The 24,337-nt window shown below is 53.4% G+C and carries 23 protein-coding genes and 1 riboswitch; of the genes, 3 read left to right on the top strand and 20 right to left on the bottom strand.

Annotated elements, in window-relative coordinates; translation table 11 throughout:
• The first annotated feature begins 77 nt into the window (after positions 1-77).
• Complete coding sequence (locus DWY25_RS14410; RefSeq protein WP_117895825.1) at positions 78-1,076, top strand: isocitrate/isopropylmalate dehydrogenase family protein; 999 nt, start codon at positions 78-80, stop codon at positions 1,074-1,076.
• 108 nt (positions 1,077-1,184) lie between these two features.
• Here DWY25_RS14410 and DWY25_RS14405 read toward each other — a convergent pair whose 3' ends face one another.
• The 4 genes from DWY25_RS14405 to rlmD all read right to left on the bottom strand — a co-directional run bounded on the left by DWY25_RS14405 (position 1,185) and on the right by rlmD (position 4,837).
• Complete coding sequence (locus DWY25_RS14405; RefSeq protein ID WP_117895824.1) at positions 1,185-1,760, bottom strand: sugar O-acetyltransferase; 576 nt, start codon at positions 1,758-1,760, stop codon at positions 1,185-1,187.
• Positions 1,757-2,464 (bottom strand): 5'-methylthioadenosine/adenosylhomocysteine nucleosidase, encoded by a 708-nt coding sequence (locus DWY25_RS14400; protein WP_181981845.1) that lies wholly within the window; start codon positions 2,462-2,464, stop codon positions 1,757-1,759. Before DWY25_RS14400 ends, DWY25_RS14405 begins: the two co-directional genes overlap by 4 nt.
• A complete protein-coding gene (yaaA, locus tag DWY25_RS14395; protein WP_117895822.1) occupies positions 2,424-3,218 on the bottom strand; it encodes a peroxide stress protein YaaA in 795 nt (264 codons plus the stop codon). The genes DWY25_RS14400 and yaaA overlap by 41 nt, the downstream gene beginning before the upstream one ends.
• Positions 3,219-3,406: 188 nt before the next feature.
• Complete coding sequence (gene rlmD / locus DWY25_RS14390) at positions 3,407-4,837, bottom strand: 23S rRNA (uracil(1939)-C(5))-methyltransferase RlmD (RefSeq protein WP_261795730.1); 1,431 nt, start codon at positions 4,835-4,837, stop codon at positions 3,407-3,409.
• A 158-nt stretch (positions 4,838-4,995) separates the two neighbouring features.
• On the opposite strand from rlmD, the gene DWY25_RS14385 reads away from it, so the two are divergent.
• Together DWY25_RS14385 and hdhA are read left to right on the top strand one after the other, a co-directional pair.
• Positions 4,996-5,883 (top strand): fructose bisphosphate aldolase, encoded by an 888-nt coding sequence (locus DWY25_RS14385; protein ID WP_117895821.1) that lies wholly within the window; start codon positions 4,996-4,998, stop codon positions 5,881-5,883.
• A 187-nt stretch (positions 5,884-6,070) separates the two neighbouring features.
• Positions 6,071-6,874, top strand: a complete 804-nt coding sequence (gene hdhA / locus DWY25_RS14380) for a 7alpha-hydroxysteroid dehydrogenase (protein WP_006060437.1) — start codon at positions 6,071-6,073, stop codon at positions 6,872-6,874.
• 95 nt (positions 6,875-6,969) lie between these two features.
• Here the strand turns inward: hdhA and nadE are convergent, their stop codons facing one another.
• The 16 genes from nadE to DWY25_RS14300 form a co-directional block, all read right to left on the bottom strand.
• Positions 6,970-8,847 (bottom strand): NAD(+) synthase, encoded by a 1,878-nt coding sequence (gene nadE, locus DWY25_RS14375; protein WP_117895820.1) that lies wholly within the window; start codon positions 8,845-8,847, stop codon positions 6,970-6,972.
• Positions 8,848-8,871: 24 nt separating this feature from the next.
• Complete coding sequence (gene pcp / locus DWY25_RS14370) at positions 8,872-9,513, bottom strand: pyroglutamyl-peptidase I (RefSeq protein WP_117895819.1); 642 nt, start codon at positions 9,511-9,513, stop codon at positions 8,872-8,874.
• 79 nt (positions 9,514-9,592) lie between these two features.
• Complete coding sequence (locus DWY25_RS14365; RefSeq protein WP_117895818.1) at positions 9,593-10,540, bottom strand: DUF979 domain-containing protein; 948 nt, start codon at positions 10,538-10,540, stop codon at positions 9,593-9,595.
• A complete protein-coding gene (locus tag DWY25_RS14360; RefSeq protein WP_117895817.1) occupies positions 10,540-11,214 on the bottom strand; it encodes a DUF969 domain-containing protein in 675 nt (224 codons plus the stop codon). The genes DWY25_RS14365 and DWY25_RS14360 overlap by 1 nt, the downstream gene beginning before the upstream one ends.
• 115 nt (positions 11,215-11,329) lie before the next feature.
• The gene (locus DWY25_RS14355) at positions 11,330-11,656 is read right to left on the bottom strand and encodes a branched-chain amino acid transporter permease (protein WP_006060431.1); all 327 of its coding nucleotides are present in this window, start codon (positions 11,654-11,656) and stop codon (positions 11,330-11,332) included.
• A complete protein-coding gene (locus tag DWY25_RS14350) occupies positions 11,653-12,345 on the bottom strand; it encodes an AzlC family ABC transporter permease (RefSeq protein ID WP_117895816.1) in 693 nt (230 codons plus the stop codon). The genes DWY25_RS14355 and DWY25_RS14350 overlap by 4 nt, the downstream gene beginning before the upstream one ends.
• A gap of 349 nt (positions 12,346-12,694) precedes the next feature.
• A complete protein-coding gene (gene purD / locus DWY25_RS14345) occupies positions 12,695-13,951 on the bottom strand; it encodes a phosphoribosylamine--glycine ligase (protein ID WP_117895815.1) in 1,257 nt (418 codons plus the stop codon).
• Positions 13,952-13,958: 7 nt separating this feature from the next.
• Complete coding sequence (purN, locus tag DWY25_RS14340) at positions 13,959-14,525, bottom strand: phosphoribosylglycinamide formyltransferase (RefSeq protein ID WP_117895814.1); 567 nt, start codon at positions 14,523-14,525, stop codon at positions 13,959-13,961.
• Positions 14,522-15,547, bottom strand: coding sequence for a phosphoribosylformylglycinamidine cyclo-ligase (gene purM / locus DWY25_RS14335; RefSeq protein ID WP_117895813.1), 1,026 nt, complete (start codon positions 15,545-15,547; stop codon positions 14,522-14,524). Before purM ends, purN begins: the two co-directional genes overlap by 4 nt.
• Complete coding sequence (locus DWY25_RS14330; RefSeq protein WP_244925988.1) at positions 15,544-19,266, bottom strand: phosphoribosylformylglycinamidine synthase; 3,723 nt, start codon at positions 19,264-19,266, stop codon at positions 15,544-15,546. Before DWY25_RS14330 ends, purM begins: the two co-directional genes overlap by 4 nt.
• Before the next feature lie 14 nt (positions 19,267-19,280).
• On the bottom strand, positions 19,281-19,778 hold the full coding sequence (gene purE / locus DWY25_RS14325; RefSeq protein ID WP_006060424.1) for a 5-(carboxyamino)imidazole ribonucleotide mutase: 498 nt from the start codon (positions 19,776-19,778) through the stop codon (positions 19,281-19,283).
• 64 nt (positions 19,779-19,842) lie between these two features.
• Positions 19,843-19,944, bottom strand: a riboswitch (purine riboswitch).
• Between the two features lie 409 nt (positions 19,945-20,353).
• The gene (locus DWY25_RS14320; protein WP_072683350.1) at positions 20,354-20,851 is read right to left on the bottom strand and encodes a hypothetical protein; all 498 of its coding nucleotides are present in this window, start codon (positions 20,849-20,851) and stop codon (positions 20,354-20,356) included.
• A 47-nt stretch (positions 20,852-20,898) separates the two neighbouring features.
• Positions 20,899-21,912, bottom strand: a complete 1,014-nt coding sequence (gene asnA / locus DWY25_RS14315) for an aspartate--ammonia ligase (protein ID WP_220412961.1) — start codon at positions 21,910-21,912, stop codon at positions 20,899-20,901.
• Between the two features lie 83 nt (positions 21,913-21,995).
• Positions 21,996-22,511, bottom strand: a complete 516-nt coding sequence (gene loaP / locus DWY25_RS14310) for an antiterminator LoaP (protein WP_117895810.1) — start codon at positions 22,509-22,511, stop codon at positions 21,996-21,998.
• Between the two features lie 232 nt (positions 22,512-22,743).
• Positions 22,744-23,376: a lactate utilization protein gene (locus DWY25_RS14305; protein ID WP_117895809.1), complete on the bottom strand. Its 633-nt coding sequence runs from the start codon at positions 23,374-23,376 to the stop codon at positions 22,744-22,746.
• A 2-nt stretch (positions 23,377-23,378) separates the two neighbouring features.
• Positions 23,379-24,098 carry a tyrosine-protein phosphatase gene (locus DWY25_RS14300; protein WP_117895808.1) on the bottom strand — a complete coding sequence of 240 codons (720 nt, stop codon included), beginning with the start codon at positions 24,096-24,098 and terminating at the stop codon, positions 23,379-23,381.
• Positions 24,099-24,337: the final 239 nt, after the last annotated feature.

Here is a 24,337-nt window from a genome sequence, read left to right as displayed (position 1 = left end):
TTGTTTTTTCAATTTGCTCTTTTCATTTTTTCTTTCCTGCGGTACACTTAAAAGCAAAGAGAAAGAAGGCATCGGTCATGACCCAAACAATTACTTTGATCGAAGGCGACGGGATCGGTCCGGAAATCACCGCCCAGGTTGTCCGCGTCTTACAAGCACTCCAGCTCCCCCTGACCTTTGACCGCCAAACGCTCGGACAGACCGCGCTGGAACAAACCGGCAGTCTGATTCCGGAAACCACGCTGCAGTCGATCCGCAAAAATCACATTGCACTTAAAGCGCCGTGCACGACGCCGGTTGGTCAGGGCTTCCGCAGCGTCAACGTTCAGCTGCGCCTGGCGTTTGACCTGTACGCGAACATCCGGCCAGCCCGTTCGCTGGAAGGCGTGAAAACCCGGTATGAGAATGTCGATCTGATTATCTTCCGGGAAAATACCGAAGATCTGTATATCGGCGAGGAACGGAAGATCGACGAGGATACGATAGAAGCGATCAAGCGGATCACCCGTCCCGCTTCACAGCGAATCATCCAGGCGGCATTTGAATACGCGGCAGCTCATCAGCGGAAGAAAGTTACATGCGTGCATAAAGCGAACATCTTAAAACAAAGCGACGGCCTGTTCCTGCGGATCTTCCGGGAGATCGCCGCGCAGTATCCGCAGATCGAAGCCACTGATCTGAATGTCGACAACGCGTGTATGCAGATGGTCATGCATCCAGAGCAATTTGACGTCATGGTCATGCCGAATTTATATGGCGATATCCTTTCTGATCTGTCCAGCGGATTGATCGGCGGACTGGGTCTGCTTCCCGGCGTGAACCGGAATGAGGAAATCGCGATCTTTGAAGCGGTGCATGGCTCCGCTCCGGATATTGCGGGAAAGAACCTGGCGAATCCGACCGCCCTGCTTCAATCTGCCTGCATGATGCTGGACCATTTAGGCTATGGAGACGCGGCTCAGCGGATTCACAAGGCGCTGGTTTCCGTTTTGTGCGATACTCCGATCCGCACGCGCGATTTAGGCGGAACCGCGACGACCACCGCGTTTACCGACGCTTTGATCGCACGGCTTTAAGCTGTCCGAGTAATTCTGAGCCCGGCCTGATTTTCATTTCAATCAATCAAAAAGAGAAATTCCGCTTTCGGCCTCCAACGCCAAACTGGAATTTCTCTTTTTATCTGGTTAAAACTCATCCGGTTTCTGATCAAGATTGATCCGCCGATGCACCCGGCACGGATTTCCATAGGCGATCACATTCGCCGGCATGGATTTCGTGACGACGCTGCCGGCTCCGATCACCGTATTATCCCCGATGGTCACCCCCGGACAGACGATCGCCCCGCCGCCAATCCAGACATTTCGGCCGATTGTGATCGGTTTTCCGAATTCCACATCTTGTTCGCGCAGCTTGGGATCCAGCGAGTGACAGGCCGTCAGCAGCTGAACGTTCGGACCGATCAGCGTTTTATCGCCGATTGTGATCGGACAGACGTCCAACAGTACGCAGCCATAGTTCAACATCACATCGTTTCCCAATGTAATATTAAAACCGTAATCGCAATAGAACGGCGGCTTCACCCAGAAGTTGCCCTCAGTCCGCAGCAGCTTCCGCAACAGGCGGCTGCGCAGATTCACTTCATGAAAGGTTTTCTTGTTATAGCGATGACAGAGCCGGGAAGCCCGGTCCCGAAGCAGGATCAGCTGCGGATCCAGCGGATCATAATTCATGCCGGCAATCATTTTTTCTTTTTCATTCATTCCGGTCTATTTTCTCCCAGCTCGCCCATCATTCTTTCCAGCAGAGTCAGCGCCTGAAGCGCGGCCCAGGAAGAATTCTGATGATATGCTTTTGAACCGCTTTGATGGGGCGTATCGGAAATCGCGCGCAATGCTAAAAACGGAATCTGGTTGACATAACAAACATGGGCTACCGCGGCGCTCTCCATATCGACGCAATCCGGGTTGAATTTTTCAATTATTGATGAACGTCCCCCCTGATCAATGAACTGATCGCCGCTGACGCCCCGGCCTGTCCGGATTTTTCCTTCTCCATTTTCCTGCCCGGCAGCGCGTTCTGCCAGATAAACCAAGTCCGGATCGCTGAGAAACCACATGTCTTTCATATAGGGGTGATAATGAATCAAAACACCCGAATGATCAACATCGTGATAGGTGCATCGCTCGATAATGATCACGTCCCCGATCTTGATGTTCGGATCCAACGCCCCCGCCGTTCCGATCATGATCACAACGGATACCTGCTTATCGATCAGCAGCTGCGTTGCTAAAGCTGCATTCACTTTGCCGACACCGCAGCGTACCGCAGTGATGGATTGTCCCTGCCATGTCCCCTCGATGAGTTTCAGCATTGCGGTTTCTTCTGTTTTCTCAATCCGCATCTGCGCGATCAAGGGTTGAATTTCATCGTCCGCCGCCGCGATAATTCCGATTTTTTGTTTCATAGGTTTCTCCTTTGTCACGGGTAAACACAAAATTATAATCATTCGAAAGTTCGGCTTGATAACGATACCCACGCCGATTGAATGTTTTCAGCTGTTCCGGATTTTCCGCTCGGATTTCCGCTAAATAGCGGATCATTTCACCCCGTGCAATTTTTACATATACTCCCTTCTCCCGCAGCCCCATCTCGGTTTCTTCATAGAACCAGCATTTAATATACCGGACAGGTGAAGCCGCATAGCGACTGACGCTGCGGGCATGCTGAGCGCTGGCTAAATCGATTAAAACAGAATCTGACTGGGCCAGGTGCTGATATAAACGATCGCCCCAGAATTCATAAAGACTGCGAAACGCGGGTGTTTTTAATGGAGAATCCATTTCCAGGCGATGCGGATGAATACCATCCAGCGGCCGCAGCAGGCCGTAAAATCCGGAGAGAATCCGGACGTGGCGTTCCACATAGTCCAGCTGCTCATCCGTAAATACGTGCGGCGCCATCGTCTGGTACTGAATACCGTCATAGCTCAGAATCGCGGGTGTCCCTTCCTTATTCAGATCCAGGATTTGATATTGTTTTCTTGCTTCTTCGGCAATCTGCGGACTGCATTTTAACAGTCTGCGCAGTTGTTCCTGATTGAGCGCTTTGAGGGTTGGCAGCAGTTTCCGACTGTCTTCAAGAAAGAAAGGCTGATGTCTGGACGACATAAAAACTTCGTCGGTTTTAATGCGCTTTGCCGGCGCGATGATACACAACATCGTTTAGCCTCCTTTTTCTTTCTTCACACTTTCAGCACAGCTTTTTGGGATATCGCTTCTCTATTTTTAGTTTTTTTCCTAGATTCTCTGTTTGATGATATATTTCAGAGATAGAAAACAGGTAAAAATAGGGCCAGAAATTCAAAAGTATTCTTCTACTTTTCTTAGCCTTAATTCTGAAAGTTTAATTATTTGCACTCTGCACAAACCGGCGGAATCTCCGCGGACGGCCGCCGCTGGCTTAACGGCGCTGAGGTTTTACTGCTCGGCCGGGTTTTGACCAACAAACAAATTGTCTCCACGTGCGATGTCATCGGAAAGAGATCGACCGGTACGATCATCCGCACCTGATACCCCTCATGCGTCAGATGCCGCAAATCCCGTGCCTGCGTCGACGGATTGCACGAGATATACACAATCCGATCCGGATTTAACCGGCATAACGACTTCAGGAAACGCTCATCCGCACCGGCGCGCGGCGGATCCATAAACACGACATCGTAAGCCTGCCCTTCCCGCGCTGCCTGTTCCATAAACAAACCCGCATCCGCTTCCACAAACCAGGCATTGCGCAGATGGTTCATGCGCGCGTTTTCAATCGCATTTTTGACCGATACCGGATTGACTTCCACACCCACGACCTCCTTCGCAGCCTTCGCCGCGACCAGGCTGATCGTCCCGATCCCGCAATACGCGTCCAGCACCCGTTCCTTGCCAGTCAGATTGGCCAGCTCCATCGCTTTCCCATAGAGAACTTCGGTCTGAACTGAGTTAATCTGATAAAACGACTTCGCGGCGATCGAAAACTTCAGTCCGCAAAGCTCGTCCTGGATCTTGCCGGGCCCCATTAACACCCGCTCCTGCGATCCCAGAACGACGCTGGTATTGCGGGAATTCACATTCATGACAATGGTCGTAATTTCCGGATGCCGCTGGCGCAGCCGCTGAATCAGCTGCTTGCGGGCCGGGAAGATCGGCGAAGCGCAGACCAGACACACCAACACCTCGCGGCTCACATGCCCAACGCGAATCAAACAATGCCGGACCAACCCTGTCCGCTGATCCTCATCATACGGTTCGATCCGCAATTCCGTCATCAGCTCGCATACCGTGGCGAGAATTTTCTCTGCGATCGGATCCTGGATCCAGCATGACGAATACGCGACCAGCTGATGGCTGTCCTCCTCGTAAATTCCGGCGATGACTTTTCCTTTTTTACTGAGCGAAAACGTCGCGATCACCTTGTTACGGTAAGCCCACGGTTCTGCCATGCCCAAAACATCATGCACCCGGCCATACCGCCCTAAAAGCTGCTGGACCTTTTCCTTTTTCCAGTCCAGCTGAGCAGGATAATCGACATGCTGAAGCTGGCATCCGCCGCAGCGGTCAAACACCCGGCAGCGCGGTTTCACCCGCAGCGGACTGTCCGTCAGCCGAACCGCGGATACGACTCGAACGCCCCTTCCCCGTGTATATTCCAATTCAACTTCCTCGCCAGGAAGCAGATTCTCGATCAAAACTTTTTCATCCTTTATTTTAACAAGCCCTTTGCCGGAAGCATCAAGCTGAATGCACTTTGTCCGAACTGATAATATCGGATCCTTTTTCTTTTCTTTCATTTCTATCACCGGTACCATCATATCATAAAATGACCGCGGACGGCAGTGCTTTGTTTCTGACCGCCGCATTGCGGACATGGTATTTTCACAAAGAAAGTGCTATCATGAGCTTAGAGATGAACTGATTCATCCCGGGCAAGAGAAAAGGAGGGTTTCGCATGAATCAAGAACAACTGAATCGAATGCATTCCGCCAAAGGCTTTATCGCCGCTCTGGACCAAAGTGGAGGAAGTACGCCGAAGGCCCTTCGGCTGTATGGAATCGAGGAAGATCAGTACAACGGCGAGGAAGCGATGTTCGATCTGATCCATCAGATGCGCTCACGAATCATCACCAGTCCGGCTTTCACCAGCGAGCATATCCTGGCGGCTATCCTGTTTGAAATGACAATGGACCGCCAGATTGAAGGTCAGTATACTGCCGACTATCTATGGGAAAAGAAAGGTATTCTGCCAATTCTCAAGGTTGACAAAGGTCTGGCTCCGTTAGAGAACGACGTTCAGCTGATGAAGCCGATCAGCAATCTGAAGGGATTGCTGGAGAGAGCAGGCCAGCGGCATATCTTCGGCACAAAGATGCGCTCCGTGATCAAAGGTGCGAATCCGGACGGCATCCGCGCGATTGTCGATCAACAATTTGAAATCGGCCTGGAAATCGCAAAAGCTGGCTTCGTTCCGATTTTGGAACCGGAAGTCGACATCACCCTGCCGGACAAGGAAAAATGCGAAATCCTGCTAAAGGCTGAAATTGAGCGTCATCTGAAAACACTCGAAGCGGATGTCCGCTTGATGTTTAAGCTTTCAATTCCTACGCTTGATGGTTTCTACAGCGATCTGATGAATGATCCGCATGTCGTTCGGGTCGTCGCGTTGTCCGGCGGCTACTCCCGCAAGGAAGCCAACGAAAAACTGGCGCGCAACCCCGGCTTAATCGCCAGCTTCTCCCGCGCGTTGACCGAAGGGCTTAAAGCGCAACAGACTGACGATGAATTCAACGCGATGCTGCAGGAATCGATCCAGACAATTTACAACGCCTCCATCCAATAGACAAACGAAGCTTAACCCCTGTAAACAGGACAGAGCTGGGATATCCCCGGATTCCGCCCTGTTTTTCAATTCTTTGCCTCGTTCTTTTGCTTCTGTTTGTTTTACTTTCTACCGGGAAGCCGGGCATTTCGATATTTTTTTCCAGTCTTCGCGCTTATAATTAAGGCATCACGTAAAGGAGAAAACTATGCGATTACAAGACAAAGTAGTATTGGTTACCGCTTCGACGCGGGGCATCGGCTTAGCGACGGTGCAGGCGTGCGCGAAGGAAGGCGCAATTGTTTACATGGCCGCGCGGAATTTAGAACGGGCCAGTCAGCGGGCTGAGGAATTGAACGCGATGGGTTACCGCGTCCGCACCGTTTATAACGACGCGACCGATTTAGAATCCTACCGCACGATGATCGAAGAAGTCGTCAAACTGGAAGGCCGGATCGACGTGCTGGTCAACAATTTCGGCACATCCGATCCCAAGACGGATTTAGACATTGAACATACGCGCTGGGAGGATTTCCAGGCCACGGTCGATATCAATCTGGCCAGCGTTTTCGTCAGCAGCCAGGCGGTCATTCCGCACATGAAGAAACAAGGCGGCGGCAGCATCGTCAACATCAGCTCCATCGGCGGATTAACGCCGGATATCGCACGGATCGGTTATGCCGTCAGCAAGGACGCGATCATCTACTTATCAAAAAATATCGCCGTGCAGACCGCCCGCAGCAATATCCGTGTCAACGTCGTCTGCCCGGGCCAGACCGCAACCGATGCCGTGATGAACAACATGTCCAAAGAATTCCAGGATTTCTTCCTGCGGCACACACCGATCCAGCGCATGGGTAAACCGGAGGAAATCGCGGCCGCCGTGGTTTATTTCGCCAGCGACGATGCGGCCTACACGACCGGTCAGGTCATGGCGGTGCATGGCGGATTCGGCTTGCCGACACCGGTCTATGCCGACATGATCGATTTGAGCGCCGACCGGAAACACTAATCCGAACGTACAATAACAAAAAACGCTGAAGCCGTACAGGAGTAATCCTGTTCACCTCAGCGTTTTCTTTTCAATTCGAGTATGCGCTTAATTCATTAACACGGCTTCGGCATGGCCAGAATCTGTTCACGCAGCTGACGATAACGTTTCGTTGTTTCCGGACGCATCTGCGCTTCGCGCACATCGCTGCCAAACGCACCGCGGCTGATCAAAATCAATGGCGGGAACTGGATGCGTTTAAACACCGCGCCCTGCATTGTACGCAGCACCCATTCCAGATCCTGAATAAAAGCTTGCGGATCGTCCAGCCCATAGTATCGCAGCCACTGTCCGATCTCGCTGGCCTGCAGCCGCCCCTGCAAATAATCGTTCATGATTTCCTCAACCCGGCCGCCCGGATACTCCGTCAGCTGGTTAATCAGCCAGTCATGATAAAACCACTTCATCGGATCGCGCTGGTCATCTTTCAGCTCGGCTGACGGCGGAAATTCCCAGATCAGGCGGTCGCCGTCCATTTCCGGAAGCAGATTGGCCGGAATGATCTCACGGCCAAACGCCGCGTTAATTTGCTTCGCCAGGTCAAACAGCTGGACCTTCGTGCAGTCGGCAATTGGCGACAGCGCTCCGATCGCATCGCCATACAGCGTGCAGTACCCCAGCGCCGCTTCCACCTTATTGCCATTGTTGACGATCACGCCGCCTTCCATCGAAGCAAAGCTTGACAACAAATGACCGCGCAGCCGGGCCTGAATATTTTCCAGCGCCAGCCCTTCCGCCTGCGGATAGCCATAATCCTGCAGCGTATCGACCGTCGCGTCGACGATCTTTTCAATGCTGCCCTCACGGATCAAAATCCCCAGGCGTTCCGCCAGCGCCTTCGCGTTGTTTTTCGTCGTCAGGCTGTTATACCGGCTGGCCATGTTGTAGCCGACAACCCGCTGAGCGCCCAGCGCGTAAACCAGAAGTGCCGAAGTGATGCTGCTGTCAAGCCCGCCGGACAAACCGACGATCCATTTCATCTTCGGTGAAAACATCTGCTTGTCAAACTCCCGGATCGCGCTGACCAATGCGCGCATCAGCTTGGTTTCCGGCTGGCGCGTAAGAACTTCGCGCTCATGCAGGCCGACGATCCGGCACTCCGGCTCAAACTGATCGTTCAGCGAAAGCTGGCGTTCGCCTTGTTCATCATAAATCGTGCTGTCGCCGTCAAACACCATTACATTTTTGCCGTTGTTCTGCATCCCGCAGGCATTGACATAAACCAGCGGCACAAAGACTCCCTGCGCCGAAGCGGCATGCTGGCGCACCCGTTTATCCCGCGAGCGTTCTTTATTCAGCGTCCAGGGGGAGCAGGACAGATTCACGATCAGATCGACGTCCTGCTTTAAATAGGCGTCCGTCACATCCAGCGCATAATCCTCGCTCCACAGATCCTCGCAAATCTCAACGCCGATCCGCCAGGTCTGACCGTCTTTCTCAAACAGAAACGGCCGCAGCCCTTCCTCAACCGGTGTTTGATTCCGCATTGCGATTTCCATTCCGGACAGGAAATATCGGGAATCGTCGAACACCCGGTAATCCGGATTGAGATGCTTGATATACATCCCGTCCAGACTGCTGTTTTCCCGTTTCACCCACTGGCCGTCAGCACAGAAATAAGCGGCGTTGTAGCGGACCGGACGTCCGTCGCGCCCGCGCTTCGCCTGACCGATCGGCCGGGTTCCCAGATTGCCGTAGAGGATCCCGATCCCCTGCGACAACGCCAGAAGCTCGTCGTTCAGACTTTCCAGATATGCGCACCAATCCTGATCCAGCCATTTGTCCTGCAGACAGTAGCCGCTCAGCGCCATCTCCGGAAAGACGATCAGATCGGCCTTCTCCGCTTTCGCCTGTGCGATCATTTCACGCATGGCCGCCAGATTTTCCGTTGGCTGCCCCTGTTTAACGTTGATTTGTCCTAACGCGATTTTCATGTTTCTGCCCCCGCTGCTTCTTTTTTAACAGATCGTTCCGCCGGTAATCTTCACGTCTTCCTGATGCTCGATCATCGCTTCGATCGCCACGGTCAGACCCTTTACGATTGTATCCAGCTCCATCGACGGCATGCCTTTTTTTGTCGCCGCCTGCGATGGCAGATACGGAATGTGAATGAAACCGGAGCGTTTGCCCGGAAATTCCGTCTCGATCAGATAACGCACGCCATAGGTCACGTGGTTGCAGACAAACGTCCCGGCGCTGTTGGATACGGAAGCGGGAATTCCAGCCTCCTGCATCGCTTTGACCATCGCCTTGATCGGCAGCGTAACAAAATACGCGTCCGGGCCTTCCGGATAAATCGGCTCGTCCACCGGCTGGTTGCCCGCGTTATCCGCGATCCGGCAGTCGTCGATATTAATGCCGACACGCTCCACTGTAATATCCGGCCGGCCGCCAGCCTGACCAATCGAAAGAATCATATCCGGGTCTTCCTTCCGGATCGCTTCCCGGATCACGGCCAGCGATTGATGAACAACCGTTGGAATTTCCAGCTTGACGATCTGCGCGCCGCCGATAACCTCTGGCAGCCGTTTCACCGACTCAATGGCCGGATTGATTTTCTCACCGCCAAACGGATCAAAACCTGTCACTAATATTTTCATCACAACGTCCTCCTTTTTATTTATCCGCGGACCAGGGGAATCCGCTTGCGCCCTTTCCCCTGATCTTAATTTATTAAGCTTAGAAAGCTAATACGAGCATCAGCACGACATGAACGACGATCATGACCAGCGCCATCGGCAGCTGCGCCTTGATCACCGTGTATTTGTTTTTCGTTTCGAGTACTGCCGCCGGCACGATATTGAAGTTCGCCGCCATCGGTGTCATCAGGGTGCCGCAGAAACCCGCCGTCATTCCCAGCGCGCCGACGATTGCCGGATCTCCGCCCTGCAAGATCACAAACGGAACACCAATCCCCACGGTGATGACGGAGAACGCCGCAAACGCGTTGCCCATAACCATCGTAAACAGAACCATCCCGGCAACATAAACGATCACGCCCAACACCACGCTGCCCTGCGGCACCACGTTCGCCATAATGCTGGAAATCACCGCGCCGACGCCAGCCTCCGTAAAGACGGATCCCAACGCCCCTAACAGCTGCGGCAGCAGGCTCGCCGCACCGACCGTCATCAATAACCGCGCCGTATCGTCACGGGTTTCCGCGAACTTTGGCCGGGTGATCGCCACGCCGATCAAGTACGCCAGGATCGAAGCCAGACCGATCGCCAGCGCCGATGGGAAGGTCACTGTCGTATCCCCGACCTTGAATTTCAGCATTGACAAAGCCAGGGCGACAACGCCGATCGTGATCGCCGGCAGGAAAATCTTATTGCCCAGCTTGTCCGCCTGCGCCTTGCGGAACGACGCCTCCGACGGCACAAACTTACCCATCTGCACCTGCTTGGTCGCCGTCAGGCAGCCCAGCACCAGAAGCAGCGCACCGGTCAGCGCATACGGGATATACGGGCCTAAAATAAAGATCAATCCGAGAATCGTCCAGAACACAAACGTGCCGATCCGGCATTTTTCATTCTGAAGACCGCGCCAGGCCGCATTGAAGCTGACCAGACCGCACAGGCAGAACACAATCTCGCTGCCCCAGTTTAACAGTGTTTTTAAATCCATTACGCCTGCGCCTCCTTTTTCAGCTTGCGGTCCGCTAACAGAACCTGAATGATCGTAAAGATCGTTACAACGATCCCGACCGGAATCGACGCCTGCGCGATCGAGCCGAGCGTTACCTCATAACCGGCCGCCGCCAGCGTCCCCTGGATTAACAATACACCGCTGTTGCCTAAAAAGATATTCTGACCGAAGAAGTTGCCGTAGTTTTCAACCGCGGCCGCCAAGCCCTTAATCCGCTCGCTCTGTTTTTCGATCAGCGGTTTTTTAATCGATGTTTCGCCGGCCGCCTCGCTCATCGGCAGGATCAGCGGACGCACAAACTGCACGTGGCCGCCCAGCCGGATCGACATCGCCGAAGCCAGAATCCGCACGACCATATAAATGGATAAGACTTTGCCTGCCGTTGCGTTTTTAATCTTGCCGATCAATTCCGCCGCGCGTTCCTTCATGCCGTAGCGCTCAATCAGCGCAATCGCCGGGAAGCTGATCAAAAAGATCGACATCAGACGGTTGTCGACGAACGCCTTGCCCATGATCTCCAGAATCTGAACGAAGTCCAGACCGGACACCAGACCGGTGACCAGACCGGAAATCAGGACGACCGCAATGACGTCCCATTTTAAGGCAAATCCGACCACGATGATCAGAATGCCGATGAGTTTCAAATATTCCATAACTGAGTTCCTTTCCCTTTTTGAGTATTCCCATTATACCAGATTTTCACCAGGGCTTGAATGGAAAATTTTCAAGCCCTTTTTTCTCGATTTCCGCGTTTCCTGACTTTTCAGATTACCGGAAAATCTGCTGGACAAGAACCATATAGAACAACGTGCCGCAGCCGATGCTGAGCAGACTGTTGCGCTTCCAGCCATGAATAACGCCGGTCACCGCCAGCGCCAAAAGCTCCGGCAGGCCGTGATTGGATCCCAGCCAGTCCGTGGAACGCAGGCCGTACACCACCAACATCGCCATCATCGCTAACGGCAGTACCTGCCCCAGATACGCGATGGTCTTCGGGATCGGCTGCCCTGGCCGGAACGCCGCAAACGGCAGCCAGCGCGTAAGAAACGTCACCGCCGCCATCAACAGAATCGCTAAAAACATTGATGAATTCATGCCTTCAGCCCCCTTCTTTCCAAAATCGGGCGCAAGCCGAGCAGACCTGCGGCAATCATCACCAGCGCCGGCAGAATCATCCCGTCCGCGCCGAACAGGACCAGCGCCGCGACTGCACTGATCAAACCCACCAGCGTCGGAATCGGAGTGACCGCCGATTTCAGCTGATCCAGACAGGTGACAAAAAACAGGGCCGTCATCGCAAAATCGATCCCGGTCGTATCAAAGGGAATGACGGCCCCGGCGGCCGCGCCGATCAACGTGCCGAGAATCCACCACAGCTGATCCAGCAGCGTAATCCAGAAATACAGCCGCTGCGGCTCCGCTTTGTTCTCCAGCTTCTTCTGACATAACAAACCATACGTTTCATCCGTCAGGCCGAAGATCAGATACAAGCGGCGCACTCCCCGTTCGCCGAACTCCCGCAGAAATGAAAAGCCGTAAAACAGATGCCGCAGATTCACCGCCAGCGTCATCAGGATGACCTGCAGCGGACTGGCCGCCTGCGCGAGCAGCTGAATCCCGACAAACTGCATCGAACCGGCATATACCAGCACACTCATCATCAGCGCCCAGCCCCAGCCGATCTGATGCTGCTGAGCGAGCAGCCCGAACGCGATGCCCACGACCAGATAGCCGGGAAATACCGCCAGTGAAGATGTCAGCGCCTCTTTTTTTGTTTGATCCATACCTTGCTTCCCCCTTATCAAACCTTAACCTTCCATCGCCTCCCTCTCCTTATCTGGATTCTGTCGGGGGATACGATAGAGAAAAGCGGAAGTTCCGCATTGTCCTTCCGCTTCCTGATTCATTGTTAGCTTCTATTTCCGCCCGGGCTTTTACCGCGGCGGTCTTTTATGAACGACCTGATTGACTGTCCTTAACGGTTAGAACATCAGGATGGTATTCAGGATCATCATCAGACAGATGAAGCTGACCAGGCCGATCACCATGATTTTCTGAAATGTTTTCTTGGGTTTCGTCATGACACCCTCCTATCCGTATCGCTAGTTTACCGCAAAGAGCGGGCGCTGTCAACTAATCCGCCAGTCCCCGGGCGCCGATATCGTGACGATAAAACAGCGCGTCGCAGTCGATTTTCGCAATCTCGGCATACGCCGCGGCCTGCGCTTCCTTCAGCGTCGGCCTCTGGGCGGCGACAAACAAGACGCGGCCCCCGGCGGTAACCAGCTGACCGTCCTTTTCCGCGGTTCCCATGTGGAACACCGTTGCGTTTACCGTTTCCAGATTCCGGATCGGCGTGCCTTTGGTCGAGCTTTCCGGATAGCCCTGGCTCGCCAGAACGACGCCCAGGACTGGTTCCGATGACCAATGCAGCGGCATTTCCTGATGCTTCAGCACCTGCGTGCAGATTTCATACAGGTCGTCCTGCAGCGCGATCATCAGCACTTCCGTTTCCGGATCGCCGAAGCGCACATTGTATTCGATCGTCTTCACCCCACGCGCGGTTGCCATGCAGCCGGCGTAGAGAATTCCGGTGAACGGACAGCCTTCCGCCACCATCGCCGCAGCCATCGGCCGGACGATCTTGTCGATCGCTTCCCTCACGACTTCCTGCGACAGATGCGACACCGGCGTGTAAGCGCCCATGCCGCCGGTATTGAGGCCTTCGTCATGATCGAAAGCCCGCTTGTGATCCTGCGCGATCTCCATCGGAATCACGGTCGTCCCGTTGACAAACGCCAGCTGCGAGAACTCCTCGCCTTCTAAGTATTCCTCAATGACCACCGAAGATCCAGCCTGATCGAACAGACCCCCGCACATCATTTCTTTCAGCGCGGCCTGGGCCTGTTCCTGCGTCTGGGCAATGATGACGCCCTTGCCCGCAGCCAGGCCATCCGCCTTTAAAACGACCGGAACCGGCTGCTTCTCTAAATACGTTTTCGCTTCTTCATAATCAGAAAAGCTGGCATACGCCGCGGTCGGAATGTTGTATTTATGCATCATTGCTTTGGAAAACACCTTGCTGCCTTCCAGCCGGGCCGCCGCCTTGCTCGGTCCAAACACAGCCAGCCCCGCGGCCGCAAACGCGTCCTGAATTCCTTCGCAGAGCGGAACTTCCGGGCCGACGAACGTCAGATCGATCGCCTTTTCTTTAACAAACGCGATCAGCTTGTCAAATTCCAGCACGCCGATGGCCACGCATTCGGCTACCGCCGCCATGCCGGGATTTCCCGGCGCCGCATAGACTTTTTCCACCTGCGGGCTCTGCGCGAATTTCCAGGCCAGCGCATGTTCGCGCCCGCCGCCGCCAATCACCAATACTTTTGCCATAGCTTCTTTATTCCTCCACCAGCGTTTTTAACGTTTCCGGATACAGGACATGCTCGATCGCATGCACCTGCGCTTCAATTTCTTCCTTGTTCCACTGCGGCTGCACCGCGAAGGCGCGCTGAGCGATGATCCGTCCCCCGTCCATCGACGCGTCGACATAATGGATCGTCACGCCCATCACCTTAACGCCGTATTCAATCGCCTGCCCGATCGCGTCCTTGCCTTTAAATGCCGGCAAGAGCGAGGGATGGATATTCACGATCCGCTGATCATACGCTTCCAGCATCACCGGCGACAACAACCGCATATAGCCGGCCAGCGCGATCCACTCCACGCCGTGAGCCTGACAACGGGCGATGATCTCACGTTCGTAATCCGGCTTGGACGGATAGTCCTTCGGATTAAACGCAAACACGTCAATGCCGCGCTTCTGCGCTTTTTCAATGACCGGCGCGCCTGGCTTATCGACGACGACCAACGTGATTTCCGCGTTCAGCTGACCGGCTTCGACCGCGTCGGCGATCGCTTCAAAGTTCGTGCCGGTGCCGGAAGCGAAGACGGCGATGCGCTTCATTGAATGTCAATCCCTTCTTGATCGGTCACCACCCCGATGACCGTGGCCTTTTCACCCTGAGCTTTTAAGATTTCCAACGCCGCGTCCGCATCGGCCGGATCGACAACCAGAATCATGCCGATCCCCATGTTGAAGACGTTGTACATCTCTTTTTCTTCCATGCCGGAAAGCTGCTGCAGAACATGGAAGATCGGCAGCACTTCCCATGTGCCGCGATGAATCTCTATGCCTAAGCCCGGGTTCAGGCAGCGCGGCATGTTCTCGTAAAATCCGCCGCCAGTGATGTGCGCGACGCCGTGGACGTCGACCTGCTTCAGCACCTCCAGCACCGGACGGACGTAAATCCGTGTCGGCGTCAGCAGCGTATTTCCCAGGGAGTCCTGCAATTCGTCAAACTTCGTGTTCAAATCAAGGTGGTTATCTTTCAGAACGATCTTGCGGACTAACGAGAAGCCGTTAGAGTGCACGCCACTGGAAGCCAGACCGATCACCACATCGCCCGCTTTGGTTTTCTCTCCGGTGATCATCTTGGATTTTTCCACCGCGCCGACCGTAAAGCCCGCGATATCGTAATCGTCTTCATCATACATATCCGGCATCTCCGCCGTTTCCCCGCCGACTAACGCGCAGTTGGCCAGCACGCAGCCCTCGGCCACGCCCTTGACGATCTGCTCGATTTTCTCCGGATGATTTTTACCCACCGCGATGTAATCGAGGAAGAATAACGGTTCGGCGCCCTGCGCGATGATGTCGTTGACGCACATTGCGACGACGTCCTGTCCGACCGTGTCGTGTTTATCCATCATAAAGGCCAGCTTCAGCTTGGTGCCGACGCCGTCGGTACCGCTGACCAGCACCGGTTCCTTCATGTTCAGCGCGCTTAAATCAAACATGCCGCCGAAGCTGCCGATGCCGCCCATCATGCCGAAGCGGCGGGTTTTCTCAATGTGTTTCTTAATCAGCCGTACCGATTCATACCCCGCTTCCAGGGATACCCCGGCCTTTTCGTACTGTGTGCTCATGCTTTTCCTCCCTTGCCCCGGATGTAATTTACCCCGTTGGCGAAAATATTCTGTTTCTTTTCTCCGTCAATATTTTTAAAGACATCCGTGAAGTAACGCTCGGAATGACCCATTTTTCCCAAGACCTTGCCGTCCGGGGAAACCAGACCTTCGATCGCCCAGTCGGAACCGTTGAGGTTGGCTGTCGGATCCATCGTCGGCGTGCCGGTTTCATCGCAATACTGGAACGCGACCTGACCGTTGGCAAACAGCTGCTCGATCATCGCCTCATCCGCGACCAGCCGGCCCTCGCCGTGGCTTACCGGAATCGAATAGACTTCGCCGCATTCCAACCCCTGCAGCCATGGGGAGCAGGTGCTGGCGACGCGGGTTCTGACGACACTGGAGATATGCCGGTTGATGTGGTTGCGGGTCAGCGTCGGACTGGTTTCGTCCAGGGTGCGGATTTCGCCATACGGCAGCAGTCCGGATTTGATCAGCGCCTGGAAGCCGTTGCAGATGCCTAAGATCAGACCATCGCGGTCCAGCAGGCGGGTTACCGCCGCTTTGATCTTTTCATTCTGCAGGATGTTGACGATAAACTTCGCCGAACCATCCGGTTCGTCGCCGGCGGAGAAGCCGCCCGGAATCGCCAGGATGTGGCTGTTGTCCAGCAGCGCGGCCATCTGATCGATGGAATCGAAGATCGCCTGTTCGTTCTGATTGCGGAACACGAAGATCGTAACCTTCGCGCCTTCTTCCTCAAACGCCCGGCGGGTGTCGTATTCACAGTTGCTGCCCGGGAAAACCGGAATCAGGACGCGAACCTCCGCGCTGGACTGACGGCAGAGGTAATCCTGCTTACGCTTTTGATCGCGGATCGGCAGCGTCTGTGCTTCGCCCTTGCTGTAAACCGGATAGAGCGAACCGAACGTCCCCATCCAGGCGGCCAGCACTTCGTCCTGGCTCAGCTTCAGTTCATTGATGCGGTATTGCGGCTCGGCCTTCACTTCGCCGATCACCGCCGCGTGCTCATCCGCAAACTGCGGCGTGACTTCCGCGACGATCAATCCCGGCTGCAGCTGCAGAAGCTCCTGACCGCCCTCAATGGCAAAGCCCAGGCGGTTGCCGAAGCTCATCTTGAACAAGGCTGCCAGCGCGCCGCCTTCTTCCCCGACATAGGCGGAAATGATCGTGCCCTGACGGATCCCTTCGCTGACCGCCTCAAACATCGTCTTATAGCTGGACAGCTCCGGCAGTCCCTCCTCGCTAATTTGTGGTTTGAAGACAACCAGGCGGTTGCCCTGAGTTTTCAGCTGCGGGGTAATGATATTGTTTGTCTTCGCGTCGCTGCAGGCAAAGGAAATCAATGTCGGCACGACGTGCTTGTCGTTAAACGTGCCGGACATACTGTCCTTACCGCCGATCGCGGCCTTCTGGAAATAGTCCTGCACCTGCATCGCGCCCAGCAGCGCTTCAGTCACCTTACCCCAGCGCTGCGGATCCTGATTCAGCCGTTCAAAATATTCCTGGAACGAGAAATGGATCCGTTCCCAATCACCGCCGCAGGCCACTGTTTTGGCCATGGATTCCAGCACGCTGTCCATCGCTCCGACATAAGTCGAGTATTCCATGATTCGCGGATTAAAGCCATAGGTCAGCACGCTGCAGGTCGTCGTCTTGCCGTCCAGAACCGGCAGCTTCTGAACTGACGCCTGAGCCGGCGTCAGCTGCGTCTTGCCGCCGTAAGGCATTAAGACCGTCGTCGAGCCGATCGACGCGTCAAACATTTCGCCCAAGCCCTTCTGGCAGCAGACGTTTGGTTCCGCCATCGTCGCCAGGATTGCCTCTTTGGTTAACGGCTTATCACAGCCAAACGGATTGGCGCCTTCCAGCGTGGCAATCTCCACGTTGGCTTCCTGACGCACGCCGCTGGTGTCGATAAACCGGCGTGCCAGATCGACAACCGTCTGATCGTTCATCTTCATGACTAAACGGGCGGTATCGGTGACCTCCGCCACACGGTAAGCTTCGAGATTTTCTTCCGCGGCCAGCTGAATGAACTTCGCTTCATCCGCCGCCCGGACGACAACGGCCATCCGTTCCTGACTTTCGCTGATCGCGATTTCCGTCGCGTTTAAGCCGGCATATTTTGTGCGGACCTGATCGAGATGGATTTCTAATCCGTCAGCCAGTTCGCCGATCGCGACACAGACGCCGCCGGCGCCGAAGTCGTTGCATTTTTTGATCAGACGGGTGCACTGCGGATTGCGGAACAGCCGCTGAATCTTGCGTTCTTCCGGAGCGTTGCCCTTCTGGACTTCGCTGGCGCAGACTTCTAAGGATTTTAAATTGTGTTCCTTCGAGGACCCGGTCGCGCCGCCGATGCCGTCGCGGCCGGTCTTGCCGCCTAACAGAATGACGACGTCGCCTGCTTCCGGAGACTGGCGTACGACGTTTTCCGCCTTCGCCGCCCCGACGACCGCGCCGACTTCCATGTGCTTGGCGACATAGCTCGGATGGATGATTTCACGGACATGCGTCGTCGGCAGACCGATCTGGTTGCCGTACGAAGAATTGCCGTGCGTCGCTTTCTTGGAGATCACTTTCTGCGGCAGCTTGCCCGGGATCGTGTCTTCCAGTTTCTCTAAAATATTGCCGCAGCCGCTGACGCGCATCGCCTGATAGACGTAGCTGCGTCCGCTTAACGGATCGCGGATCGCCCCGCCGATGCAGGTGGAAGCGCCGCCGAACGGTTCGATCTCAGTCGGGTGGTTATGCGTTTCATTCTTGAACATCAGCAGCCATTTTTCAGTCTGACCGTCGTGATCGACGTCGATAAAAACACTGCAGGCATTGATTTCCTCGCTGACCTCAACCTCCGGCGATTTTCCCTGACGGCGCAGGTCGCGCGCGTTGATCGTCGCCATGTCCATTAACGTCTGCGGCTTCTCATCCCGGTTACACCCGTGCCGCAGCTGCAGATAACGGTCATAGGCCTGCTGGATCTGCTCGCCAAAGCGGTCGGTTGTGATCGTCACGTTCTTTAAGCAGGTTTCAAACGTCGTATGCCGGCAATGATCGGACCAATAGGTATCGAGCACGCGGATTTCCGTTTCCGTCGGATTGCGCTTTTCTTCTTCACGGAAATAGCGCTGAACCAACGCCAGATCAGCTTCGCTCATCGCTAAGCCATGTTCTTTTACAAACGCCTGAATCTGCGCGGCGTCCATCTCGATGAAATGCGGGAATTGTTCCAGCGGCTTGACGTCGACATTCTGATCGACCGCCAGACGGGACAGATCCTTGACGCGGGATTCGATCGGATTGATGACGTAGGCTTCGATTTTCTTCAGCATTTCGCTGTCGACCTCCCCTTCCAGCATCATCAGCTTTCCGGTCGTAATCCGGCAGGCGGAAGCGGGATTGAGCAGCTTGACGCACTGCATCGCGCTGTCGGCGCGCTGATCATATTGACCCGGCAGAGTTTCCCAGACGACCGTCTTGCCCTGACAATCCAGTGTTTCGTAAAGCATGTCGGTCATGACCTCGGTAAAGACGGTTTTCTTAGCCTTTTCATAATCTTCGCTGTCAATATCGAAGATATCGTAAATATTGAACAGCCGCAGACCTTCGGCGCTCAGCTGCAGATTTTCCTTTAATTCGTTATACAGATCCTGGGCCTCCGTGCGGAAGCGGTCTTTCTTTTCTACAAAGATGCGCTTGTTTATCAAACTCATGGTCTTCTCCATTTCTAGAATTTCATATTTTCTAAGACGTTTTTCTTCATGTCCGCTTTGTGCGCTTCGATCTTCTTGTGCATTTCCGGATCAAACGCCCCCAGCATCGTCGCCGCCAGCACAGCCGCGTTTTTGCATCCGGCCTTGCCGATCGCAACCGTCGCTACCGGAACTCCGGCCGGCATCTGAACGATGGAAAGCAGGCTGTCCAGACCATCGAGCGTGCTGGTCTTCATCGGGATGCCGATTACCGGCAGTGTCGAGCAACCGGCGATCACACCCGCCAGGTGCGCCGCGCCTCCGGCAGCCGCGATGATCACCTTTAAACCGCGGTCATACGCCGTTTTTGCGTATTCGATCGTTTCATCCGGTGTGCGGTGCGCGCTCAGCACGATCTTTTCATACGGAATACCGAAGGATTCCAGTGTTTCACAGGTGAATGAAACGTTTCCCTCATAATCGCTCATTGAACCCATGACGATCCCAACTACTGCTTTTTCTTCCATTTTCATACTCCTCCTTGAATTTAGAAATAGAAAAAGACATCAGAGAACCTCCAATGTCTACAAAACAAAAACAAAAAAGCCTTCGTTTTGTAGTCTTGCCGTTTACGGCAGCAAGGTAGAAACTTGTGAGCCTTATTCCCACGATTATACAAAATCACCAAGACGTCAAAAAGAAAACACAGGTGCAAAACACCCATGCTTAATTTTGATTTTTATGAAAAGTATCCTCCATGGAAATGCTCATCTTTGTCATTGCTCACCAGTCACCTTTCACGCGGATATAATACCATAAACGCGCAGGCAAAAAAAGGCTTTTTCTTCGGTTTTGTTGAGATTTTACCTAAAATCAGGACAAGCTTCAGGCCGCTACTGCCTCGGCGTCGGCAAAGCCGCCTCGATCTTCCCGCTTTGCCGCGTCATCGAAACAAGCTTACTGGATCTTAAGCCACTGTGAAGTGGCGACGGACATGGCTGCTTCTGCCGCAGAGTTCGCTGCCTTATAATATAAGGATAGAAAAATCAAAGCTGAAAAGCTCAGACGACAGCGCCGCAATCCCCACAGAAAAAAAGAAGCGAGAGCCTTAACGCTCCAGCTTCATCCGGCGGTATTTTTTGCCGATCGCCGCTTTTAAACGATTGGCGACTTCGTCCTTCTGTTCTTTCTTAAAGTCAAACGTCAGCTGCGTCAACGAGGTTTTGCCCTTCTTGTCCACTTCCTTGACCGTCATCACAACCTTGCATTTATTCTTGACTTCCTTCACATCATATTCAGTAATCGCGTCAAACGGCACCGCGCTGCCCATATACATGAAGCCGTCGCTGCCTAAACCGTCGCTGATCAGCGCAAACATAATGATGACCACCGCCATCAGGACCGAGCGCAGAACCGTCATCGGACTGAAGTCCAGCGCCAGAAACGGCAGAAAGCAAAGTGAAGCGGCGATCAGGATCATTATCCGCGACGCCGTCCAGAAGCAGCAGTAAATCTGAATCGCTTTCTTCTGCCGCAGCAGAATCCGGATCAGCCAAACACACGCGCCGGCAAAAAAGAGGAGTAAAATAAGATTAAAAATTTCCATAGAGTTCCTTCCTTGTGTTGTAATTTTATTGGATGGCCGCAGTTTTATTAAAGCAGCTCGATTCCGTTATCGTGGCACAGCTTGCGCATGATCGGCGGCCACAGCGAAGCCTGAACTTCACCGATGTGCGCCTTATGCAAAAGAAGCATACAGATTCGGCTCTGGCCGATGCCGCCGCCCATCGTTAACGGCAGATCCCCCGCCAATAACGCGCGGTGAAACGGCAGCACTGAACGTTCCGGACAGCCGGCCTTGTTCAGCTGATCGATCATGCTGGCCTCATCGACACGGATGCCCATCGATGAGATTTCCATCGCCCGATTCAAAACGGCGTCCCAGATCAGCAAGTCGCCGTTGAGCTTCCAGTCGTCATAGTCCGGCGCCCGGCCGTCATGCGGCTGACCGTTGCTCAGCTGACCGCCGATCTGTTCAATAAAGACCGTACCGTATTCCTTCGTGACCGCGTCTTCCCGCTGCTTCGCCGTCAACGACGGATAGCGGTCCAACAGTTCCTGTGCGGTAATAAACTTGACTTTTTCTTCAATAATCGGCGTGATCTGCGGCACATTGGCGCACAGCACCTCGTCGGTTTCCTTTAAGCTGCGTACAATCAGGCGCACGGTTTCTTCCAGCTGCTCCAGCGTCCGCTGAGGCCGCAGAATGATTTTTTCCCAATCCCACTGATCGACGTAAATCGAGTGCAGATTGTCCAGATCTTCGTCGCGGCGGATCGCGTTCATATCGGTATATAAGCCCTCGCCGGGACCAAAGTCATATTGTTTTAGCGCCAGCCGTTTCCACTTTGCCAGCGAATGAACAATTTCCGCTTCCGTCTGCGTTTCCTTGACGTCAAAGTGAACCGGACGCTCTACGCCGTTGAGGTTGTCGTTAAGACCGCTGGCGGCTTCGACAAACAGCGGGGCGCTGACACGGATCAGGCGCAGGTTGTCCGCCAGCTTGCGTTCAAAGGTATCCTTGACGAGTTTGATCGCCATCTGGGTTTCTTTCTGGTTAAGCAGCGAGCGGTAATGCTCAGGCAGTATGCAGTGTTCGATCGACATGGTATCCCCCATTTCAAAACTGTCTTTTATTATACCAGCATCCTCGTCATAACAAAAGTAAAAGACAGGAATTTCTCCTGCCCTTAATCAATCTTTTGAACGATTTCCAGCGAAACGCTGACGCGCGTCGGCTGACCGCAAAGCTCCAGTTCCAGCACAGCTCTCCGCTTATGCCGGTCGATCTTCACGATTTGTGACTCGAAGCCTTGCAGCGGACCTTCCGTAATGATGACCTGATTGCCCTGAATCAGACCGGTGGAGTGTTCCAGCACCTTATTTTTGCCCAGCAGCCGCTCGAGATAATCTTTCTCCTCGCTGCGCAGCGCCGGGGTTCCTTCTTTATCAAATTTCAACAGCTTGACAATTCCCGTTTTCTGCATGCGCAGTTCCTTAATCTGTTCGTCCATCGCCGCTTGTTCCAGCTCGCTTTCAATGAACAGATAACCGGGAAACATAATCTTCTCGACGAGCTCGGAGATTCCCTGTTTTCTGAAGACGACCTTCATCTTCGGAATGAAGGCGTTCAGTCCTTGGCTGAGAAAAAAATCGCGGATTTTTTCTTCCATGCCGCCGCGGACAAACAGTACATACCAGTTCATTCGATCTCCCCTTTCGACAAGAATCTTTTAAAGGATACAAAGTTCACTTGGAAATGTCAAGAAACAAACCGTATTATTTCCACTTTCACAAAGTGTTTCCGGGAAAGAAAGACTTCGCTTCAGCTTTTAAAGGGATAATTCTCAACGGCTCTGGCAGACTTCTATTTCCTTTTTTAAAGTGTCGGATTCAAAAAGAAAGGCGGCCGAATTCGACCGCCTGAAGAGTATTATTTTAATAACCGAGATCTTCGTTGATCAACAAGACATGAATGCGTCCTGGAACATGGCTTCGCTGCAGCGTGACCGCGGCGGAACAAATCCGGGTCGGTAATTGGCAATCGGCGCAATAGCCGATCTTTGTGCACGGGTTATCCTTATTTAAACGGACACAGTTCGCCGGAGCCGCAAGGGTCTTCACACGATCCTGAGCTGCCTGCAGGTCCTTGACGAGCTTATTGGAGCCGGCGATGACCACTACGTGTTCCGGCCCATAAATCATGGCCGCAACGCGATTTCCATTGCCGTCCACATTGTATAATTCACCGGTCATCGTAACGGCATTGGTGCTGGTCAGAAAATAATCGCAGGACAGCGCCGCGTGATAAATCTCGTGCGGATGATCGCTGTGATAACGATCCAGATAGTGTATGTCCTGATTGTTTTCCAGAAAATCAATAATGCCAGTTTCAAATAACGTCATGGACCCGCCGACGCTGACCGATACCTGATCTTTCAGCAGTCCCTTCAAATATTCAAGGCATTCCTTTTGTGTCGGAAACAAATCGACTTGAAACTGATGGTCTTCGAGTTTTTTCTTCGCCTGCAGCATCTGCGTCCACCGCAGCGTTTGCGTATGCTTATCCATTATCACTCCACCCTTTCCCGCAATGATTCTTTCAGCACTTCTATTTTAGCACCACTCAGGCCGATCTGTCTTAAATATTTTTCAGCCGATCCATACGTTTTCCGCAAATGGTCCAACGTGCGGATCATGTTGGATTTCGGCGACCCCAAGACGGCATCGGGATCCTGAATTCCCATCTTTTTCAGCATTGCCAGCTGATCCTTCAAATGTGGATTTAGATACAAGGCGGTTGCCGCGTAATCCTCGACGATCAGGTCTTCCTCAGCCCCGGCCAAGTCCAGCAGCAGCATTGCCGTTACGCCCGTGCGGTCCTTTCCTGCGGTGCAATGGAACAGAACACACCCTGCGGTGTCCGCCATCGCTTCAAATACTCTTTTTATCGTATTCTGACTGTGATCCAGCAGGCCGATATAAACCTGGCCCATATCGGAGGGGAAACCCGATGCGCTCATTCCGGAATTCACCTGATCCAAAAGCGGAAAGCTCAGATGCTCTACGCCCAGCTTTGGGTCCGGCGCTTGTTCCTGTTCAAACTCAGAGCGTAAATCTATGACTAACGATAATCCTTTTTCCTTTAAAATCTGCCGGTCTTCCTGCGTTAAACCGCATAAAGAGTCGCTGCGAAGGAAACGATTTTTCTTTGTCTGCCCACCATCCTTAAGCGGATAGCCCCCTAACTCGCGGGTGTTGTGCGTTCCTTGCAGGAACGGTTTATTTACCATATTGCCATCCCTTTCTGTATCTAGGGAATATTGTAACGTAAGTTCATAGAATATAGCAATGATTGTTGAATTTTTCAGTAAATTTTTGCTTATTAATAAAAACAATCCTAACTAATATCGAATTCAAAAAAACACCCTTGAACAGAGCTAAATTCCCCATTAGTCTGAATCCCATTGAATTTCGCATACGCTCTTACTTTGTAATAGTACGTTATTCCTTCCGTTACCTTCGTATCCGT

Origin of the sequence: Holdemania filiformis (assembly GCF_003459085.1) — a bacterium.
GTDB lineage: Bacteria > Bacillota_I > Bacilli_A > Erysipelotrichales > Erysipelotrichaceae > Holdemania > Holdemania filiformis.
This window is presented reverse-complemented; position numbering and strand designations above follow the sequence as displayed.

Bases quoted from the DNA above. Each gene is read 5' to 3' on its own strand.
- DWY25_RS14410 (WP_117895825.1), top strand. From the start codon at position 78: ATGACCCAAACAATTACTTTGATCGAAGGCGACGGGATCGGTCCGGAA.
- DWY25_RS14405 (WP_117895824.1), bottom strand. From the start codon at position 1,760: ATGAATGAAAAAGAAAAAATGATTGCCGGCATGAATTATGATCCGCTG.
- DWY25_RS14400 (WP_181981845.1), bottom strand. From the start codon at position 2,464: ATGAAACAAAAAATCGGAATTATCGCGGCGGCGGACGATGAAATTCAA.
- yaaA (WP_117895822.1), bottom strand. From the start codon at position 3,218: ATGTTGTGTATCATCGCGCCGGCAAAGCGCATTAAAACCGACGAAGTT.
- rlmD (WP_261795730.1), bottom strand. From the start codon at position 4,837: ATGAAAGAAAAGAAAAAGGATCCGATATTATCAGTTCGGACAAAGTGC.
- DWY25_RS14385 (WP_117895821.1), top strand. From the start codon at position 4,996: ATGAATCAAGAACAACTGAATCGAATGCATTCCGCCAAAGGCTTTATC.
- hdhA (WP_006060437.1), top strand. From the start codon at position 6,071: ATGCGATTACAAGACAAAGTAGTATTGGTTACCGCTTCGACGCGGGGC.
- nadE (WP_117895820.1), bottom strand. From the start codon at position 8,847: ATGAAAATCGCGTTAGGACAAATCAACGTTAAACAGGGGCAGCCAACG.
- pcp (WP_117895819.1), bottom strand. From the start codon at position 9,513: ATGAAAATATTAGTGACAGGTTTTGATCCGTTTGGCGGTGAGAAAATC.
- DWY25_RS14365 (WP_117895818.1), bottom strand. From the start codon at position 10,540: ATGGATTTAAAAACACTGTTAAACTGGGGCAGCGAGATTGTGTTCTGC.
- DWY25_RS14360 (WP_117895817.1), bottom strand. From the start codon at position 11,214: ATGGAATATTTGAAACTCATCGGCATTCTGATCATCGTGGTCGGATTT.
- DWY25_RS14355 (WP_006060431.1), bottom strand. From the start codon at position 11,656: ATGAATTCATCAATGTTTTTAGCGATTCTGTTGATGGCGGCGGTGACG.
- DWY25_RS14350 (WP_117895816.1), bottom strand. From the start codon at position 12,345: ATGGATCAAACAAAAAAAGAGGCGCTGACATCTTCACTGGCGGTATTT.
- purD (WP_117895815.1), bottom strand. From the start codon at position 13,951: ATGGCAAAAGTATTGGTGATTGGCGGCGGCGGGCGCGAACATGCGCTG.
- purN (WP_117895814.1), bottom strand. From the start codon at position 14,525: ATGAAGCGCATCGCCGTCTTCGCTTCCGGCACCGGCACGAACTTTGAA.
- purM (WP_117895813.1), bottom strand. From the start codon at position 15,547: ATGAGCACACAGTACGAAAAGGCCGGGGTATCCCTGGAAGCGGGGTAT.
- DWY25_RS14330 (WP_244925988.1), bottom strand. From the start codon at position 19,266: ATGAGTTTGATAAACAAGCGCATCTTTGTAGAAAAGAAAGACCGCTTC.
- purE (WP_006060424.1), bottom strand. From the start codon at position 19,778: ATGAAAATGGAAGAAAAAGCAGTAGTTGGGATCGTCATGGGTTCAATG.
- DWY25_RS14320 (WP_072683350.1), bottom strand. From the start codon at position 20,851: ATGGAAATTTTTAATCTTATTTTACTCCTCTTTTTTGCCGGCGCGTGT.
- asnA (WP_220412961.1), bottom strand. From the start codon at position 21,912: ATGTCGATCGAACACTGCATACTGCCTGAGCATTACCGCTCGCTGCTT.
- loaP (WP_117895810.1), bottom strand. From the start codon at position 22,511: ATGAACTGGTATGTACTGTTTGTCCGCGGCGGCATGGAAGAAAAAATC.
- DWY25_RS14305 (WP_117895809.1), bottom strand. From the start codon at position 23,376: ATGGATAAGCATACGCAAACGCTGCGGTGGACGCAGATGCTGCAGGCG.
- DWY25_RS14300 (WP_117895808.1), bottom strand. From the start codon at position 24,098: ATGGTAAATAAACCGTTCCTGCAAGGAACGCACAACACCCGCGAGTTA.